Origin of the sequence: Francisella sp. LA112445 (assembly GCF_012224145.1) — a bacterium.
GTDB lineage: Bacteria > Pseudomonadota > Gammaproteobacteria > Francisellales > Francisellaceae > Francisella.
This window is the reverse complement of sequence record NZ_CP041030.1, coordinates 1,865,020-1,882,250: the sequence shown is the minus strand read 5'-3', so window position 1 is coordinate 1,882,250 and position 17,231 is coordinate 1,865,020. Positions and strand designations below refer to the sequence as shown.

Below are 17,231 nucleotides of genomic sequence, written 5' to 3'. Positions count from 1 at the left end.
CTAATGTCTAATAAATTTTTATCAGGATTAAATCCTCAACAACAAAAAGCAACCTTGCTAGAAGACCGTAATTCTTTAATACTAGCAGGTGCTGGTAGTGGTAAAACAAAAGTTCTCACATCTCGAATAGCTTATCTTTGTCAAAATAAAAGTGTAGCTATAGATAATATCCTAGCTGTAACATTTACTAATAAGGCTGCTAGAGAGATACAGCAACGTGTTGAAAGTATGCTAGGTATATCGACATTTGGTATGTGGATAGGAACTTTTCATGGTATTGCACATAGACTATTACGTAAACATGCTCATGAGCTTGGACTAGATAAGAATTTTAGAATCTTAGATCAAGATGAACAAGCACAGCTTATAAAAAGAGTTATAAAAGATTTAGGCTTAGATGATAAGAAATATCCTCCTAAGCTATTACAGAATTTTATAAATAAGCAAAAAGATAAGGCTATACGTAGTAATAAACTTGCTAATCAATATGAAGTGAACTATAGCCATATCTATAAGGCTTATGAAGAACGTTTACTATTAGATAATGCTTTAGATTTTGCAGATCTTCTTTTGTATTTATACGAGCTTTTTTCATTAAATCAACAATTAAGAGAATATTACCAAAGTTTATTTAAATATATCCTTATTGATGAGTTTCAAGATACAAACCAAGTGCAATATATGTGGCTAAAACTTTTAGCTACAAATAGCAACTATACTATGGCTGTTGGTGATGATGACCAATCAATATACGGTTGGCGTGGAGCAGTTGTTGATAATATTCATAATTATGTCAAAGATATCAATAATGTTGAGGTTATAAAGCTCGAGCAAAATTATCGCTCAACCAAAAATATTCTAAAAGCAGCAAATTCTGTAATTAAGAATAATGATAACAGGATGTCAAAAGAGCTTTGGTCAGCAGCCGAAGAGGGTGAAAAGGTAGAGGTTTATTGCGCAGTAAATGAGCGTGATGAAGCTAAGTATATTATTGAGAAAGTTCGTAATCTACATTCGCAAGGTGTCGATTATAGTGATGTTGCAATACTCTATCGTTCTAACTATTTATCGCGTGTTTTAGAGGAGAGTTTTATATATGCAAGTATTCCTTATAGAATTTATGGTGGTTTCAAATTCTTTGATCGAGCTGAAATTAAAGATGCGTTGGCATACCTAAGATTAGCTGTAACAAATAGTGATAATTTAGCTTTTGAAAGGATTATTAATACTCCAACTAGAGGTATTGGTAATAAAACTCTAGAAACTATTAGAAATTTTTCTCAAATAAACTCAATTTCATATTGGCAGGCTACACTTGAGGTAATTCAAAGAGAGCTTGTGACTAAAAGAACAGCAGGACTATTATTTAAATTCATAGAATTGATTAATAAGATATCTAGTCAGATTAGTGAGCTAAGTTTGGATAAGTTACTTGAGTATGTGATTAATAAAAGTGGTTTATTAGCTTCTTATGAAGAGAAAAATACAGAAAAAGATCGTCAAAAAATAGATAACTTAAAAGAGCTTATAAGTGCAGCAAAAGACTTTGAACCTCAGATAGAACTACTTGATGATAATACAGATATTTTACAAGACTTCTTATCATTCGCTGTACTAGAAGCTGGAGATATGCAAGCTGATGAGACTGTAGATAGTGTTCAACTGATGACTATCCATGCTTCAAAAGGGTTAGAGTTTAAATATGTATTTATGGTAGCTGCTGAAGAGGGTGTTTTCCCTCCAAGCTCAATCATTAATGCAGAAGAAGCTTTTGATAGTACGCATTCTAAAAAAATGCGGGAGAAACTGGCAGAAGAAAGAAGATTGTTTTATGTAGCAATAACAAGAGCTATGAAAGCTTTGACTATTAGTTATGCTCAAGTACGTAACATATTTGGTCGTAGTAGTTTTCAGGTTAAATCTAGGTTTTTAACTGAGATAGATGACGAGCATCTAAGTGAAGGTAAGAGTCATAGTATAGATAAGCCAAAACCTAAGGTGCGACAAAAATCTAACTTTGGTGTCTCGGCGTTTGATTTTCTTAAGTCAAATAATTCTAAAGGAGATAGCTTTAATCCTGGTGATAGAGTTTATCATAAAGTTTTTGGTAAAGGTGTATTTGTTAAATCTCAAACTCAAGGTTCAAAAGAGTTTTTTACAGTTGATTTTGGCAGTGATGTTGGCCAAAAAATTCTTTTAGCAGATATTGCTAATCTAGTAAAAGTTTAGCTTATATAATATTTGAGTTTAAACATTATTCTATATAGGATATTTATCTTGCATTGTTATTATTTGCTTCTTATATATTGAACGATCGATCATGTTGTGATATCGTTTTTGATAAAGTGTTCAGTGATTTAGTTTTGAAATGATATTGTTATGAAGTATAAAAGACCTCTTATAAAAATTATATTTATTATTATAGGATTATTCGTCATCTTTGAGGTATATACCAGCTTTGATGAGATATTTGCTAGAGATGCTTATTTATATAGTAATATTTCAAGAGTTAATTCTAAGGTTAGTGGTCAAGTACTTAAGGTGGATGTCCATAACGGTCAAATTGTAAAGGCAGGAGAGGTTCTATTTGAATTAGATTGTAAGGATGAAAAACTAAAAAGAAATACAATTCAAGCAAATATCAACTTTCAACAAAATTATAAAAAAAGCTTATTTGTGGCTCTAAAGTTAGCTGAAGCGTCTTATAGAAATGCACAAGCGAATTTGAAAATATCAAAACAAGATATACTTAGATACAGGGACCTACATCAAGAAAAAGCTATTTCAGATATTGAATATGCCAAAAAACAACATGCTCTTATTAATCAGCAAACTGATTTGTTAAAATATAAGCAAGGAGTTGAAAATGTAACTTCTAACCTAATTAATACGAACGATCAAATTAAAATCTTACAAACTCAAGAAAAGCAAATAGAGAACAAGATTGATGAATGTAAGGTGAAAGCAAAAATTACGGGGAAAATAAGTAACTTTAGGTTAGCCAGAGGAGATTATGTAACAAAGGGGGAATCCCTATTTTCAGTTGTTGACAATAAGGACTGGGTGGTTATAGCGAACGTTAAAGAGTCTTATTTATCTTCAATTAGGGTTGGACAGAAAGTTAGAATAACAACAAGTGTGACAGGGTTACATTTCTTGACAGGTATTGTTATTCATAAAGATACTGCGGTAAGTAGGCCTGAGTATAGTCAAAACAGTGCTTTACCAAAAGTAAGCTTGTATGTTGATTGGGTTAGATTAGACCAGCGTTTTCCAGTTATGATAAAGATAGATAAAACGGACTTAAGTAGAGACTTCTCAGTAGGTGCAGATGCTCATGTTTGGTTTATTTAAAGAGTTATTTTATATTGAGTATTCTAATTTATATTTGAAAATAGCGGCTGTAGCAACATTAACGTGTATATTTAGTTTATTTATTTGTTTGTTCTTACATGTGAAGTATCCTTATTGGGGGGCGGTGACTGTCTTTGCTATACTTAGTCCAAATCTTAATATGATTTTATACAAGGCTCCAAGAAGGGTGTTGGGTACTATTATTGGCAGTGTAGTGGCTATTTTGATAGTATTAATCTTTTCAAGTTACCCTTTGCTAACTTTGATAGTATTAATATTATTGGGGGCAATAGGGTTTTATGTATCAAAAGTTATTGCAGAAAATTACTTTACACTATTTATTACAGTACATATATTGTTTATTGGTGTTGGCATTCTCTTTGATCCTAATATCGGCTTTAGTATTGCTGAATATCGACTTATCTCTAATTGCATTGCAATCGTTTGTACGTGTGTTGTTTTTTCTTTTGTATATAAGTTAGCAAGAGGTGCTGAATTTACTCCTACAAAGTCCTCTAAAGAAGATGCTTTTTTATATTCTGCGATTCTGACTGTATCAATTGTTATAGCTATTATAGTTTGGGAAACTCTAAAGATTCCTGGAGGATCTCTTAATATGGTTATTTGTTTAATAACTATAGCTGGTATTAATAATAGTGGTAGCTTGCTTAAAGGGAAACAAAGATTCTATGGTTGCATTTTAGGTGTTTGTTCAGGGGTTATTACTATTTTCTTATCATCAGTAAGTATTGTTATATTCTTTATTAGCTTTTTTTGTTTTGCTACCTTCTTTATTTATTATAGTTTAGCTCATAAAAGCTATCAATATACAGGACTACAAGCAGCAGTTGCTATATGTATAACATGTTTTCCTAACGATAGTATGCGGATGGTGATTGAAGATGGACTCTATAGGGCTTTAGGTATTATGCTTGGTGTGATTATAATAAATATAGTTTTTATGGTCTTTAGGTATGTCTTTAATAAGCCATAGTTCTATTTACTATGATCAATATTTCTAGCCATCATTTGTAACACCATAAAAGCAAAAAATAGGCAAACAATAAATATTGTAGTTATACTAATGTTTGCTTGGATATTCATTAAATTACCTACATCAATAGATGAGCCAACCACAAGCTGACCGATTTCAATAACTAAGGTTATGATCATGTTTGTTAGAGCTACGCCTATTGCTGCAAAGTTCTTTGGACATATTTTATTAAAATAGTACCAAACCAAAACTTGTGACGCAGAAAACATGCCAAATATAAATGTAATAAATATCGCTGAGTTCTTAAATATTCCTAGATTTATTAATATGCAAACTATACCAACTCCAAGTATTGAGATGTTGATTATATTTTTGCTATCAAATCTATTACAAAGTAGAGTTTTAATCGGAGAGAATATAATCCAACCTATAAATATCGATGTGATAAGTGTAGTTGAGAGTATATCACCAAAGCCATATGACTGTTTAAAGTATAAAATACCATATTGAGAAGTTAAAACAACAGTTGGTACATATAGTAGTCCTCCCCAAACAGCGTTCTGCCAAAGGCTTTTATTCTTTACAAGCTGTTTACTTACTTCAAATATTTGATCAAATTTAGGCATTAGAGATATTGAATATTTTTCTTTAGGTAGAGCGATAAAGAATAATAGCGCTAAAGGAAAGGCTATAAGCCCAGAGTAAATAAATATATTTATCCAAGAAGTGTCATAACTAGATAGTAGAACACTAATATTTTGAGAAAAAGCAGCTGCCAATGTGCCTAGAGAAATAACAACACTTGTAATTATAGAGAAGTATTTGGAATTTAGGTTTTCCAGAGTTAGTTTTAGAACTCCTATAAAAGCAAATGACGAGCCAATACCAACCAAAAGTCTACCAAATAATGCTAACTCATAACCACCTGATATAAATATTACATTCCCAATTCCGCAAGTGACTGTTGCAAATATGAGAATCTTTTTACTACCAAATCTATCGAGTAATATGCCAGCAGGTATCTGCATTAGAAGATAAGTAATATTGTAACTAGATACTAAAAATGAGAATCCAATATGTGTTGATATGTTAAAGTGTTGAACTATTTGTTCTTGGTAGACACCAGTTAATATTCTAAGAAAAAACTCATAACAGTAAAAACTTATACCAATAATTAGTATAAGTGATAATCGTAATTGTTGCATCGTGTTGTATGTGAATTGGTTTATTGAGATTAAATTTATACTTTTATATCTTATTTGTCTAATTAACTTTTGTTAATTCAAAGCTTGTTATCAACTAAATAAATTAATATAAACATAAAAATTGTAAATATATATTTAATTTAAAATCAGGTGAAAAAAAAGATTGATGATAAGTTATAAAATAAGTATTTAAATCGATGCTTATAACGATATTATCTTGTTTACATAACTATAGTTTTGACGCATAATTCCCTAATTAATCACTAATTTTTTTTCATATATGCAGAAGATAACTAGAGTTGGTTTTACTATATGGTTTATATGCGCATTTTTCTATGCTCTTGAGTTTATTGTCAGAGCTTCTGGGAACTCCTTATATAATAGTTTTATAATTGCTCCATATAGTCTTAGCCCAGAGCAAATTAGTGTCTTTAGTTCAGCATTCTACTGGGCATATGTAGCTTCTCAATTACCGGCAGGGATTTTAATTGATAAGTTTGGCATTAAGAAAATTATGCTAGTTAGTACTTTTCTTTTTTCTGTAGGAGTTTTTATTGCAACAAGATCAACATCTCAAGAGTATTTAATTTTATATAGAGTACTAGCTGGTGTTGGAGGAGGTTTTGCCTTTTTATGTTCATTAAAAGCAATAGCAATATGGCTACCAAAAAGAACATTCCCATTATTTACTGGAGCTACTCAAATGCTAATGTACGGCGCTGGTACTATTACTGGTTTACCATTAGTTATTTTAGCAAATCATTTTAGTATTCAGGTGATTATGTCGGCTATATTAGTAGTTTCATTGCTATTATTTTTAAGTGTAGTATTTTTTATATCATCAAATGAACCTCATAATCAAAAAGATACTGATGAGCTAGCAGATACGCATACAAAGATAGAAGATATCCCAATTGTTTTTAAAATTAAACAGATTTTACTTAATGGTTTTTTTTGTTTTACCATTTATGGTACTACAGCGCTATTTGCAGACTTGTGGAGTTATAGATTCTTAAGTTTAGATGGATATCCTAAAGAATACGCTGGATTAGCTTCATCTATGATATTTATCGGAATTGCTGTCTTTAGTCCATTGTGGGGTGTTATAGCAACTATCTTAAATAAACAAAAGATCTTACTAACTCTAGCTTCGGTGTTTGGGTTTTTTATAGTTATAGCGATTGTGTATTTGCATCTTAATCCAGTTGTTATGTGTATCTTATGTGTTTTATGGGGTGGAATGCAGGCTGTGCATGTATTGAACTTTACAATATTACGCGCACATATTAGTCCTCTATATATTGCAACAGGTCTTGCTATGGTAAACCTTTTTATTCCTTTAAGTGGTGCTGTGCTACAACCTTTTGTAGGATATACTGTGACGTTTTTAGATAAGGCAGGATTTGATCATTTGCAATCTTTTAAATATGCTTTACTAATTCTTCCTATACTAATGTTGTTATCAGTTGTATTGTCACTTTTTATTAAGGAGAAAAAAGCTTAAAATATATTTTAAATCTGTTTTAATTTTTTAAAAAAGGAACACTAGAATCATGTCAAAAGAGTTTATTTTAGCAGTAGATCAGGGAACAACTAGCTCACGTGCTATTATTTTCGATAAAAAAGGAAATATAAAAAAGATTGCACAAAAAGAGTTTACACAAATATATCCTAAAAGTGGCTGGGTAGAACATGATGCTATGGAAATCTGGGCGTCGCAAAGTAGTATTGTTAGAGAGGCACTTGAGTACGCTAGAGTTTCTCCTCGTGATATTGCGGCAATAGGTATTACTAATCAAAGGGAAACAACAGTTGTCTGGGATAAAAATACAGGTCAGCCAGTTTATAATGCTATAGTTTGGCAATGTCGTAGAACATCGCATATATGTGATGAAATTAATAAAGATGAAGAGCTTAAAAACTATATTCGTAAAAGCACTGGACTTATAGTCGATGCATATTTTTCAGCTACAAAAATCAAGTGGATATTAGATAATGTAGAAGGTGCTAGAGATAAGGCAGAGAAAGGTGATTTACTCTTTGGTACGATTGATACTTGGTTGATTTGGAATATGACAAAAGGTGCGGTTCACGCAACAGATTTTTCAAATGCTTCTAGAACAATGTTGTTTAATATTAATACATTAGAGTGGGATAAAAAAATCTTAGAATATTTAAATATTCCAGAGTCAATGTTGCCAGAGGTTAGATCATCAAGTGGTGATTTTGGTCACACGCATGAAAGTACTTTAGGTGGAGCTAGAATTCCAATAACTGGAGTTGCAGGCGATCAGCAATCAGCATTGTTTGGACATTGTTGTTTTGAAAAAGGTATGGCTAAAAATACTTATGGAACAGGTTGTTTTGCGCTAATGAATGTTGGCGATAAACCAGTATTTTCTGATGCAGGTCTTCTTACGACTATTGCATGGGCAGAAAATGGCAAACCAACTTATGCCCTAGAAGGTAGTGTATTTATTGCTGGTGCAGTTATTCAATGGATAAGAGATGGCTTAGGACTTGTACGTTCTGCTGAGGATAGTGAGTATTATGCAACAAAGATTGATTCAACAAATGGTGTATATCTAGTACCAGCCTTTGTTGGTCTTGGTACGCCATATTGGGATATGTATGCTCGTGGGACAATAGTAGGTATAACTAGAGATACAAGACGTGAGCATATTATTAGAGCAGCACTTGAAGCGATCGCGTATCAAGCAAAAGATGTTTTAGAGTGCATGAAAGAAGATACAGGTCTTGATCTTGCAGGTTTAAGAGTAGATGGTGGCGCTGTGCAGAACAATTTCTTAATGCAGTTCCAATCTGATATCTTACAATCTGAAATCTCAAAACCAAAGATTAATGAAATTACCGGTTTAGGTGCTGTTTTCTTAGCAGGTTTAGCTGTTGGTTTCTGGAAAGATAAAGAAGAGCTTAAAACTATTCTAACAACAGAGAAGACTTTTAAGCCACAGATAGGTCCTGAAACAGTAGCTCATGATTATAAAGGCTGGAAAAAAGCAGTTGAAAGAAGTAAAGCTTGGGTAGAATAATAAAATGCAAAATAATTACGATATTATAATAATAGGTGGTGGAGCAACGGGATTTGGTTGTGCTGTAGAGGCAGTTTCTAGAGGTTATAAAACGTTACTTTTAGAAGCTTACGATTTTGGGAAAGGTACTTCTTCGAAGTCCACGAAACTTATTCACGGCGGTTTAAGGTATCTAGAAAATTTTGATTTTGCTTTAGTTAAAGAAGGCTTAGAGGAGAGATTTTCATTCTTGCATAATGCGCCTCATTTAACACATAGACAATCTTATCTTATCCCAACACGCAGTTATTTTGAAACTATCAAATATACTATAGGTGTCAAGTTATATGAGTTTTTATCTGGAAAATATAAAATTGGTAAAAGCTATAACTTGAATAAAAAACAAACTCTAGCAGAGCTACCTAATATTGAAGACTCGAAGCTTAAGAAAAGCTTGGTGTATTATGATGGTCAGTTTGATGATACAAGACTTTTAGTTTCTTTAATGAGAACTTTTGAGGCAAAGGGAGGTGTAGCATTAAATTACCATAGAGTTGAAAAAGTATTTAGCTCAACAGATTCAAAACTAGACACTGTTAAAGTTACATATACTTTGAGTGGTGAGCAAAAAGAGTTTACAGCGAAGCATATAGTTAATGCTACAGGTACATTTACTGATAAAACAATAGATATTGCTAATCAACAGGATTCTCATAAGTATGTATCAGTGGCACAAGGAACACATATTGTTTTTGATAGAAACAAATTCCCAACTGAGCATGCAATACTGATTCCTGAGACGGAGGATGGTCGTGTATTGTTTATCTTACCTTGGCATAATCATCTTATAGTTGGTACAACTGATATTAAAAAAGAAGCTCCAAGTATTGAACCAAGGGCAGATAAGGCTGAAATTGATTTTATACTTGAGACATTTAACCAGTATGCTAAAGAAAAGGCTACTGTAGCTGATATCAAGTCAGTATATTGTGGTCAGCGGCCATTGGTTTCACCAAAGAGTGCTAAAAATACTGCAAAAATATCACGTAAGCACGAAGTCGTTGAGTCAAAAGATGGCTTGATTACAGTTGTTGGTGGGAAGTGGACTATCTTTAGAAGAATGGGACAAGATGTTATTGATTTTATTGAGTCTAAGAAGATTGCTCAGAAGATATCGAAAACTTCTGATGAATTGCTTGTAGATGCTATAGATTCTAAAGAAACTTATCCTCTGCGAGTCTATGGTAAAAATGCTAATAAGATTAAAGATATTCAAACTGAAATCGACAACTTTGAATTATTACATAAAGATCTTCCATACTATCAAGCTGAAGTTGTCTATCATGCTAGATATGAGAAAGCTAAAACTGTAGAAGATGTATTAGCTCGTCGTACTAGAGCAGCATTTTTAGATATTAAAGCTAGTATTGCTGCAGCTCCTGTAGTTGCAAAGTTAATGGCAAAAGAGCTTGGCAAAGATAGATCATGGCAAAATCAACAAGTAGAAGCATTTAAAGAGTTTGCTAAGAATTTTGATGTTAATGAATTGTATAGGTAGAAGTTAATATGTTAGAAGCATGTATCGCAGAATTTATAGGAACTATGCTACTTATCCTTTTAGGTAATGGTGTTGTAGCAGGTGTAGTTCTAAATAAAACAAAATCACATAATGGTGGCTGGGTTGTCATTACTTTTGCGTGGGGCTTGGCTGTATTTATAGGAGTACTAGTTGCAGGGCCTATTAGTGGAGCTCATTTAAACCCTGCTGTAACTATAGCTTTAGCTTTAGCTGGCAAGTTTTCATGGGCTTGGGTTGTTCCTTTTATTGTGTCACAAGTTCTTGGAGCAATGTTTGGGCAACTTTTAGTTTGGTCTATGTATTATCCGCATTACTCAGCAACAGATGATACTGACTTAAAACTAGCGACTTGTTGTACATCTCCAGCTATAAAAAGCATACCATCTAATTTAATGAGTGAAATCATCGGTACTTTTGTATTGATCTTTGCAATATTGACAATGCATGGAGTAGTAGTTCATTCTGGAAGCGCTAGCTTAACAACAGCATATCCAGTTGATATGGGAGCTCTTGGTGGAATTCCTGTAGCATTTGTTGTAATCGCTGTGGGTATGTCGTTAGGAGGTACTACTGGGTATGCAATAAATCCAGCTCGAGACTTTGGTCCTAGACTATTTCATGCTATTATGCCAATACAGGGTAAAGGCTCTTCGCAATGGAGTTATGCATGGATTCCAGTTGTTGGACCTGTAATTGGAAGTGTAATTGCGACAGCTTGTTATCTGATATTAAAAACAAAAGGAGTCTTCTAGGAGAGGTTTTAATATGTGTAGTCTTAGTTTTGTTTTAGTGCCTCTTGCAGACCCATTTAGGCTAACAGGACTACTTGTTTTATTCTTATGCTGGTATATTCTCCGTCAGATTGTTCTTAATAATAAAAGGTGGGATGGACTATTTTGGACATTCTTCTCCTTATTTCTACTTAGTTTAGCTACTTATGGCTATTTGATGAGCCATGTTTATGCTAAAAATACCTTCTCTTATAACGTTATCATATATTGTGCCGCGATTATTGTTATCTGTGGTTTACTTTTATCAAAAAATAGAACTTTGAAGTTTGAAAGCGACCTTGTAAGCAAACGAGCTATTTTTTTATTTATACCTTTTTTTGTATTTGGACTTTTATATCTCTTAACTTTGGATTTTGATTTTAATTGTAGTGCTACTCCGTATTGGGTGTTTATAATATTGCTACAGGTTGTCGTTTATCCGACACTTTTATTATTCGGTATATTAGCTTTTTTATGTCGTTTATCAGCTTGCTTTACAGCATTTATGGCAGCTATGGCACTATTTTTGGTTGAATGTGCTTTGTTCGTTATCGACGCTATAATTAATACAACTAGTTATGGTGAGTTGTTGATGAGGTTGTTTTTTTGTACGATCTATTTTGTCTATGCGGGGGTATCGATTTATATTTTAAATCAATGTAGGACTTTTGTAAGAAAAAGTTAGTTGTAGATAAGTGTTTTAGATTGTTTATAATAAATATATCTTATTATAAATAAATGTAGTAAAACTAAAGGAGTTTTCTAAGGTATGTGTAAGTTAGGTTTTGTTCCAATACTGATGGATGATCTTCTGAGACTACTTGTTTCGATCTTCTTATTTATTTGTTGTGTAATTATGGGATATATTTTTACTAAAAAGAAGTCTTGGGATATTCCTTTTTGGATATTCTTCGCACTATTTCTATTTAGTTTGGGTGGGTATGGTTATGTGGTCCATCATATTTATTTAGAAAATACTTTTTCATATGATGGCTTTATCTCTGGAGCAGCATTTATAACAGTTTGCGGCCTTTTATTCTCAAAGCATCGTTATGTTGATTTTAATAATAAACTTTTTAGTAAAAAAACACCTATATTATTTGCAACATTCTTTGTCTTTGCTTTTATCTATATTTTGACTATAAAATATGATCCAGACTGTAAGATTTTTCCTCACGAGATATTTATAACAATTTTGCAAATAGTGGTTTATCCTTTGCTATTATTATTTGGGATATCTGCATTTTTATATAGGTTCTCAATTTGTATATCTGTCTTTGCTATTAGTATGGCATTATTTTTAGTTGAGAATGTTTTGTTTATAACTCATGCGTTAGTTTCTAGGATAGAGCATGAGCAACTTTTAGAAGAAATTACTTGCGCAACCATATCTATTGTTTTAAGTATTGTAGCTATTTATATACTTGCTCATTCAAAAAAGGTTTATAAGGAGAGGTTAAATGCAAACAGTTAACACAGGAGGGTCTTTATTAATGAGTATTGTTGTTGCACTAATAATTTTAGTAGTGGGATTCTTTGCTTCAAAGTATATTAGATCATTTACATATGAGCTACTAAAAGAATATGATAAAACAGTCTCTCAATTTCTTGCGAATGTTATATATGCAATATTTCTGGTTTTAGTTGTTGTTATTGCTTTAGGGAAGCTTGGAGTACCAATATCTCCTATAACAGGAGTTTTAACAGGTATTGTATTTGGTATTTCAATGTCTTTAAAAACATCATATAGCATTGTTGCCTCTGGTATTATGCTTGCTTTTAGTAAGCCTTTTGAAGTAGGTGAAAAGGTTGATCTTGGTGGAGTGACTGGTACAGTTAAATCTATAGGTTTTTTGTATACTAAGCTTATAGATAAGGATGGTAATGAGATTGTTATGTCAAATAGTATGGTGATTTCTAAAGTTATTACAAGATTTGTTGAAACTGAAAAATAATGCAAAAAAACTTCTTCTCTACAGATAATAGCCTTTATCTATCAAATGGCGAGAAAATACTTCTTAATGATCAGCAGCTAGAAGCAGTCAATCAGATCAAAAAGTTTTTAAAAAGTAGTGATAATTTTTTTCTTCTTTCAGGGTTTGCAGGGACGGGTAAAACTACGGTTGTTAAAAAAATTCTTGATGAATATCCTAAAAAGGCTGTTGTTTCAGCGCCAACGCGTAAGGCTAATGCTGTTATATCTCAAGCTACAGTTTCCCATGGCTATACTATACATTCTCTTTTAGGGTTACAGCCTGATATTAATCTTGAGAATTTTAATCCTAACGATCCTGTATTTGGTCAAATCAAAAAAGCTACGATAGGGTATTACGATCTTATAGTTATTGATGAGGCAAGTATGATTAATAAAGATTTGCTTGACCTTATTACTACAGAATTACGTAATTCATCAAAGGTCTTGTTTTTGGGTGATGAAGCGCAAATTCCTCCTGTTGGAGATAAGTCTAGTCCTGTTTTTGATTTAGAAAATAGAGCTAATCTTACTATGCTAATGCGTCAATCTGAAGATAACCCTTTAGCAGAGCTTAGTCAAAAGCTAAGAGGTGCAGAGGAAAACCTTCCTGAGTTTTTAGTTGAGCGACAAACTCTATTAAATGATTTAGGAGATGGAATTGTATTTAAATCAACTAATGAAAGCTTTAGAGAAGAGCTAAAGCGTGTTTTTAGTTCAAGTTATGCAAAAACAGATCCAAATTATGCAAAGCTAATCGCTTGGCGTAACAAGACAGTGATGCAAGCTAATTTGATTATTCGAGAGCTAGTATTCGGCCAAAACGCAAAACAGCTTGAAAAAGGAGATGTTTTAACAGGGTATCGTGCTGTTAAAGCTAAACAAAGAGATGCTTTTCTGATTAATAATGGTGTTGACTATAAAGTAGTTAATGTCTCAGATAGATTAAAGAATGCTAATGGTATATATGGGTATGAGGTAACAGTATTAGAAAAATCGAGACTATTTCGAGGCTTTGATGAAAAAAGTATGTTCATCGTCGATGTTCAAGAGTCTGATAATCTACATGATTATGCTGAGATTCATGATGCTTTGTTGGCACAAGCAAGAGGCGACAGGAAATGGAGTATCTATAATAGTTTTCGTAGAGACAATGTTTTGATGAAAGATATAGAGTGTTACAGAGATGGAAGTTTGAGAGATAAAAACTGTTGGATTAGAAAAGACTTAGATTATGGATTTGCGATAACAGTACATAAGTCTCAAGGCTCCACATATAAAAAAGTTTTTGTCTTGTTAAAAGATATTGTATTGAATAAAAATATTGCTGAAAGAAACCAAATTTTATACGTGGCTATAACAAGGCCGCAAAAGTTGTGCGTAGTGCTATAAAAAAAATCGTTTATGCTTTACATTTATGTGTGCCCATAGTAAGATATGCTTAGTTTTTTGTAAAAATATTCTCTGCGAAAAACAAATATAGAATTAAGTAAGAAAATGCTTGATTTTTGCTCAAATAAACTTTATAGTTATCTAAAAGTTTTAGGGGAGGGATTCCCGAGCGGCCAAAGGGATCAGACTGTAAATCTGACGGCTCAGCCTTCGCAGGTTCGAATCCTGCTCCCTCCACCATGCGGGTGTAGTTCAATGGTAGAACTTCGGCCTTCCAAGCCGATAGCGTGGGTTCGATTCCCATCACCCGCTCCACCTAAATCTAATTTTTTTATAATGTGTGAATTTAAAAGCTCGCATGGCTCAGATGGTAGAGCACTCCCTTGGTAAGGGAGAGGTCACCAGTTCAAGTCTGGTTGTGAGCACCATATTTGTGGTTTTTGTTTTTTGTTGAAAAAATGGAGTTAAAAAATGGCTAAAGAAAAATTTGAACGTTCGAAGCCGCACGTAAACGTAGGTACTATTGGTCACGTTGACCACGGTAAAACTACTCTTACTGCTGCTATCACTAAAGTTATGGCTGAGAAAAACGGTTCTCAAGCAAGAAACTTTGATGAGATCGATAACGCACCTGAAGAAAAAGCACGTGGTATTACTATTAATACTTCACATGTAGAGTATGAGTCTCCAAACAGACACTATGCTCACGTTGACTGTCCAGGACACGCGGACTACGTTAAAAACATGATTACTGGTGCTGCTCAAATGGATGGTGCTATCTTAGTATGTTCTGCTGCTGATGGTCCTATGCCACAAACTCGTGAGCATATCCTACTTTCTCGTCAGGTTGGTGTACCATATATCGTTGTTTTCTTAAACAAGTGTGATATGGTTGATGACGAAGAGTTATTAGAGTTAGTTGAAATGGAAGTTCGTGAGCTTCTTGATCAATACGAGTTCCCTGGTGATGATACTCCAATCGTTATGGGTTCTGCTCTTAAAGCCTTAGAAGGTGAAGAGCAATATGTTGAGAAAATTGTTGAGTTAGTTCAAGCTATGGATGACTACATCCCAGCTCCTGAGCGTGACACTGACAAACCATTCATTCTTCCAATTGAAGATGTATTCTCAATCTCAGGTCGTGGTACTGTTGTAACTGGCCGTGTTGAGCGTGGTGTAATCAACGTAGGTGACGAAGTTGAAGTTGTTGGTATTCGTCCAACTCAAAAAACTACTGTAACTGGTGTTGAGATGTTCCGTAAGCTTCTTGATAGAGGGGAAGCTGGTGATAACGTTGGTATCCTAGTTCGTGGTCTTAAGAGAGATGATGTTGAGCGTGGTCAAGTATTATGTAAGCCAGGTTCAATTAAGCCGCATACTAAGTTTGAAGCTGAAGTATATGTTCTTTCAAAAGAAGAAGGTGGTAGACATACTCCATTCTTCAAAGGATATAGACCTCAATTCTACTTCCGTACTACAGATATTACTGGTGCTGTTGAGCTTCCAGAAGGTGTTGAGATGGTAATGCCAGGTGATAACGTTAAGATGACTATCACTCTAATCAACCCAATCGCTATGGATGAAGGTCTACGTTTCGCTATCCGTGAAGGTGGTAGAACTGTAGGTGCTGGTGTTGTTGCTAAAATTATCGAGTAATAGATAGTTTTAAATTTAGGTCAGTAGTTCAATTGGTAGAGCAGCGGTCTCCAAAACCGCAAGTTGGGGGTTCGAGTCCCTCCTGGCCTGCCACACATAATTAAGGCGGTGTTGTAATTTTGCAACATCGCCTTTTTTATTTCTTGATATTATATTCTCCGTGTGTTATTTTATAGCCTACGTTTATAAATTCCCTATGTTTAAATTACTCTTTTTAAAGGATTATTTTTGTGAAAAAGAATCAAAATTTTAATAATAATAAGGTTTGGGTTAGTGGGGCGACTAAAGCTACTGAAGTAGTAAAGATCTCTAAGTCTAAGAACATGCTTCTATGGGTTGTTGCTGCGGCAATAATAGTTTTAGGTGTTGTAGCTACTATGTACTCAGATGTATTGGGAACTACATATAGTACTTTTAATACGTCGCTAGTTGTTGTTGTGGTTTTGCTTGCTCTAGTGGTTGCAAGATTTACAAATCAAGGTCGTCGTTTTTGGGCTTTTTTCCAAGCTTCAAAGCTGGAATTAGCAAAGGTTGTTTGGCCAACTCGTAAAGAGACTATGACAATTACAGCTATGGTGATCGCTGTTGTTGTTATTTTTGCACTGATAATATCTTTGTTTGGTGTTATATTTGAAACTTTTATTCAATATTTTCTAGGTTAATAAATAAGGTATAAGTATGCTTTGGTATGTTGTGCAAGTGCACTCTGGTTATGAAAAAAGAGTGAAGACTCAGCTTGAAGAGAATATTGAGATAGCGGGTCTACAAAAAAGTTTTGGTAGGATTCTAGTTCCTACTGAAAATGTTGTTGAAATGAAAGGTGGTCAAAAACGCAAGAGTGAGAGAAAGTACTTTCCTGGATATGTTTTGATCGAAGCAAATTTAACTACTGAAGCTTGGGATGTTATTAAGGCAGTTCCTAGAGTATTAACGGTAGTTGGTTCAAGAGGTAAGCCGATTCCATTAAGTAAGCCTGAAGTTGAGAGGATTTTAGGGTTTATGGAAAGTGGTGAAGCTGCTGTTGAGCCTAGATTAAGAAAATCTTACCAAGTTGGTGAGGTTGTTAGGGTTCTTGAAGGACCGTTTAATGACTTTACTGGTGTGGTAGAAGAAGTTAACTATGAGAAATCAAGATTAAGAGTTGCAGTATCTATTTTTGGTAGATCTACGCCTGTTGAACTTGAGTTTTCACAAGTTGAAAAAGAATCTTAAGAATTATCTTGAGATAGTAGGGAGCTTATTTTAGATAAGTGTTATTAACCTAATTTGGAGAAAAA

Annotated in this window: 15 protein-coding genes and 4 tRNA genes; 18 read left to right on the top strand and 1 reads right to left on the bottom strand. The window is 33.5% G+C overall.

All coding sequences use genetic code 11. The annotated features are described in order from the left end of the window. Window positions 1-3: 3 nt before the first annotated feature. From FIP56_RS09115 to FIP56_RS09105, 3 genes are all read left to right on the top strand, one after another. Window positions 4-2,229, top strand: coding sequence for a UvrD-helicase domain-containing protein (locus FIP56_RS09115; RefSeq protein ID WP_192578594.1), 2,226 nt, complete (start codon window positions 4-6; stop codon window positions 2,227-2,229). 150 nt (window positions 2,230-2,379) lie between these two features. Further along, window positions 2,380-3,354, top strand: coding sequence for a biotin/lipoyl-binding protein (locus FIP56_RS09110; RefSeq protein WP_192578593.1), 975 nt, complete (start codon window positions 2,380-2,382; stop codon window positions 3,352-3,354). Then, a complete protein-coding gene (locus FIP56_RS09105; RefSeq protein WP_192578592.1) occupies window positions 3,338-4,348 on the top strand; it encodes an FUSC family protein in 1,011 nt (336 codons plus the stop codon). Before FIP56_RS09110 ends, FIP56_RS09105 begins: the two co-directional genes overlap by 17 nt. 2 nt (window positions 4,349-4,350) lie before the next feature. Here FIP56_RS09105 and FIP56_RS09100 read toward each other — a convergent pair whose 3' ends face one another. Next, window positions 4,351-5,553 (bottom strand): MFS transporter, encoded by a 1,203-nt coding sequence (locus tag FIP56_RS09100; protein WP_192578591.1) that lies wholly within the window; start codon window positions 5,551-5,553, stop codon window positions 4,351-4,353. Between the two features lie 280 nt (window positions 5,554-5,833). Between FIP56_RS09100 and FIP56_RS09095 the strand changes: the two genes are divergently transcribed. From FIP56_RS09095 to nusG, 15 genes are all read left to right on the top strand, one after another. Further along, window positions 5,834-7,057 (top strand): MFS transporter, encoded by a 1,224-nt coding sequence (locus tag FIP56_RS09095; protein ID WP_192578590.1) that lies wholly within the window; start codon window positions 5,834-5,836, stop codon window positions 7,055-7,057. Window positions 7,058-7,106: 49 nt separating this feature from the next. Beyond that, window positions 7,107-8,606, top strand: a complete 1,500-nt coding sequence (glpK, locus tag FIP56_RS09090; RefSeq protein ID WP_192578589.1) for a glycerol kinase GlpK — start codon at window positions 7,107-7,109, stop codon at window positions 8,604-8,606. Window positions 8,607-8,610: 4 nt separating this feature from the next. Continuing rightward, on the top strand, window positions 8,611-10,143 hold the full coding sequence (locus FIP56_RS09085; RefSeq protein WP_192578588.1) for a glycerol-3-phosphate dehydrogenase/oxidase: 1,533 nt from the start codon (window positions 8,611-8,613) through the stop codon (window positions 10,141-10,143). Between the two features lie 8 nt (window positions 10,144-10,151). Beyond that, window positions 10,152-10,916: an MIP/aquaporin family protein gene (locus tag FIP56_RS09080; protein ID WP_192578587.1), complete on the top strand. Its 765-nt coding sequence runs from the start codon at window positions 10,152-10,154 to the stop codon at window positions 10,914-10,916. Between the two features lie 13 nt (window positions 10,917-10,929). After that, window positions 10,930-11,619, top strand: a complete 690-nt coding sequence (locus FIP56_RS09075; protein ID WP_192578586.1) for a hypothetical protein — start codon at window positions 10,930-10,932, stop codon at window positions 11,617-11,619. Window positions 11,620-11,703: 84 nt separating this feature from the next. Beyond that, complete coding sequence (locus FIP56_RS09070) at window positions 11,704-12,408, top strand: hypothetical protein (protein ID WP_192578585.1); 705 nt, start codon at window positions 11,704-11,706, stop codon at window positions 12,406-12,408. Further along, window positions 12,395-12,889: a mechanosensitive ion channel domain-containing protein gene (locus FIP56_RS09065; protein ID WP_192578584.1), complete on the top strand. Its 495-nt coding sequence runs from the start codon at window positions 12,395-12,397 to the stop codon at window positions 12,887-12,889. The genes FIP56_RS09070 and FIP56_RS09065 overlap by 14 nt, the downstream gene beginning before the upstream one ends. Further along, a complete protein-coding gene (locus FIP56_RS09060) occupies window positions 12,889-14,298 on the top strand; it encodes an AAA family ATPase (protein ID WP_192578583.1) in 1,410 nt (469 codons plus the stop codon). The genes FIP56_RS09065 and FIP56_RS09060 overlap by 1 nt, the downstream gene beginning before the upstream one ends. A 155-nt stretch (window positions 14,299-14,453) precedes the next feature. Next, window positions 14,454-14,538: transfer RNA gene (locus tag FIP56_RS09055), tRNA-Tyr, on the top strand. A gap of 1 nt (window position 14,539) precedes the next feature. After that, window positions 14,540-14,613: transfer RNA gene (locus FIP56_RS09050), tRNA-Gly, on the top strand. 37 nt (window positions 14,614-14,650) lie between these two features. Then, window positions 14,651-14,726: transfer RNA gene (locus tag FIP56_RS09045), tRNA-Thr, on the top strand. A gap of 43 nt (window positions 14,727-14,769) precedes the next feature. Further along, a complete protein-coding gene (gene tuf, locus FIP56_RS09040) occupies window positions 14,770-15,954 on the top strand; it encodes an elongation factor Tu (RefSeq protein ID WP_192578582.1) in 1,185 nt (394 codons plus the stop codon). A 17-nt stretch (window positions 15,955-15,971) separates the two neighbouring features. Then, window positions 15,972-16,047, top strand: a tRNA-Trp gene (locus tag FIP56_RS09035). Between the two features lie 137 nt (window positions 16,048-16,184). Beyond that, window positions 16,185-16,616, top strand: coding sequence for a preprotein translocase subunit SecE (secE, locus tag FIP56_RS09030; protein ID WP_192578581.1), 432 nt, complete (start codon window positions 16,185-16,187; stop codon window positions 16,614-16,616). A gap of 16 nt (window positions 16,617-16,632) precedes the next feature. Next, window positions 16,633-17,166, top strand: coding sequence for a transcription termination/antitermination protein NusG (gene nusG, locus FIP56_RS09025; protein ID WP_192578580.1), 534 nt, complete (start codon window positions 16,633-16,635; stop codon window positions 17,164-17,166). Window positions 17,167-17,231 lie beyond the last annotated feature (65 nt).

Coding starts and splice junctions, on each gene's coding strand:
- FIP56_RS09115 (WP_192578594.1), top strand. CDS start 4: ATGTCTAATAAATTTTTATCAGGATTAAATCCTCAACAACAAAAAGCA.
- FIP56_RS09110 (WP_192578593.1), top strand. CDS start 2,380: ATGAAGTATAAAAGACCTCTTATAAAAATTATATTTATTATTATAGGA.
- FIP56_RS09105 (WP_192578592.1), top strand. CDS start 3,338: ATGTTTGGTTTATTTAAAGAGTTATTTTATATTGAGTATTCTAATTTA.
- FIP56_RS09100 (WP_192578591.1), bottom strand. CDS start 5,553: ATGCAACAATTACGATTATCACTTATACTAATTATTGGTATAAGTTTT.
- FIP56_RS09095 (WP_192578590.1), top strand. CDS start 5,834: ATGCAGAAGATAACTAGAGTTGGTTTTACTATATGGTTTATATGCGCA.
- glpK (WP_192578589.1), top strand. CDS start 7,107: ATGTCAAAAGAGTTTATTTTAGCAGTAGATCAGGGAACAACTAGCTCA.
- FIP56_RS09085 (WP_192578588.1), top strand. CDS start 8,611: ATGCAAAATAATTACGATATTATAATAATAGGTGGTGGAGCAACGGGA.
- FIP56_RS09080 (WP_192578587.1), top strand. CDS start 10,152: ATGTTAGAAGCATGTATCGCAGAATTTATAGGAACTATGCTACTTATC.
- FIP56_RS09075 (WP_192578586.1), top strand. CDS start 10,930: ATGTGTAGTCTTAGTTTTGTTTTAGTGCCTCTTGCAGACCCATTTAGG.
- FIP56_RS09070 (WP_192578585.1), top strand. CDS start 11,704: ATGTGTAAGTTAGGTTTTGTTCCAATACTGATGGATGATCTTCTGAGA.
- FIP56_RS09065 (WP_192578584.1), top strand. CDS start 12,395: ATGCAAACAGTTAACACAGGAGGGTCTTTATTAATGAGTATTGTTGTT.
- FIP56_RS09060 (WP_192578583.1), top strand. CDS start 12,889: ATGCAAAAAAACTTCTTCTCTACAGATAATAGCCTTTATCTATCAAAT.
- tuf (WP_192578582.1), top strand. CDS start 14,770: ATGGCTAAAGAAAAATTTGAACGTTCGAAGCCGCACGTAAACGTAGGT.
- nusG (WP_192578580.1), top strand. CDS start 16,633: ATGCTTTGGTATGTTGTGCAAGTGCACTCTGGTTATGAAAAAAGAGTG.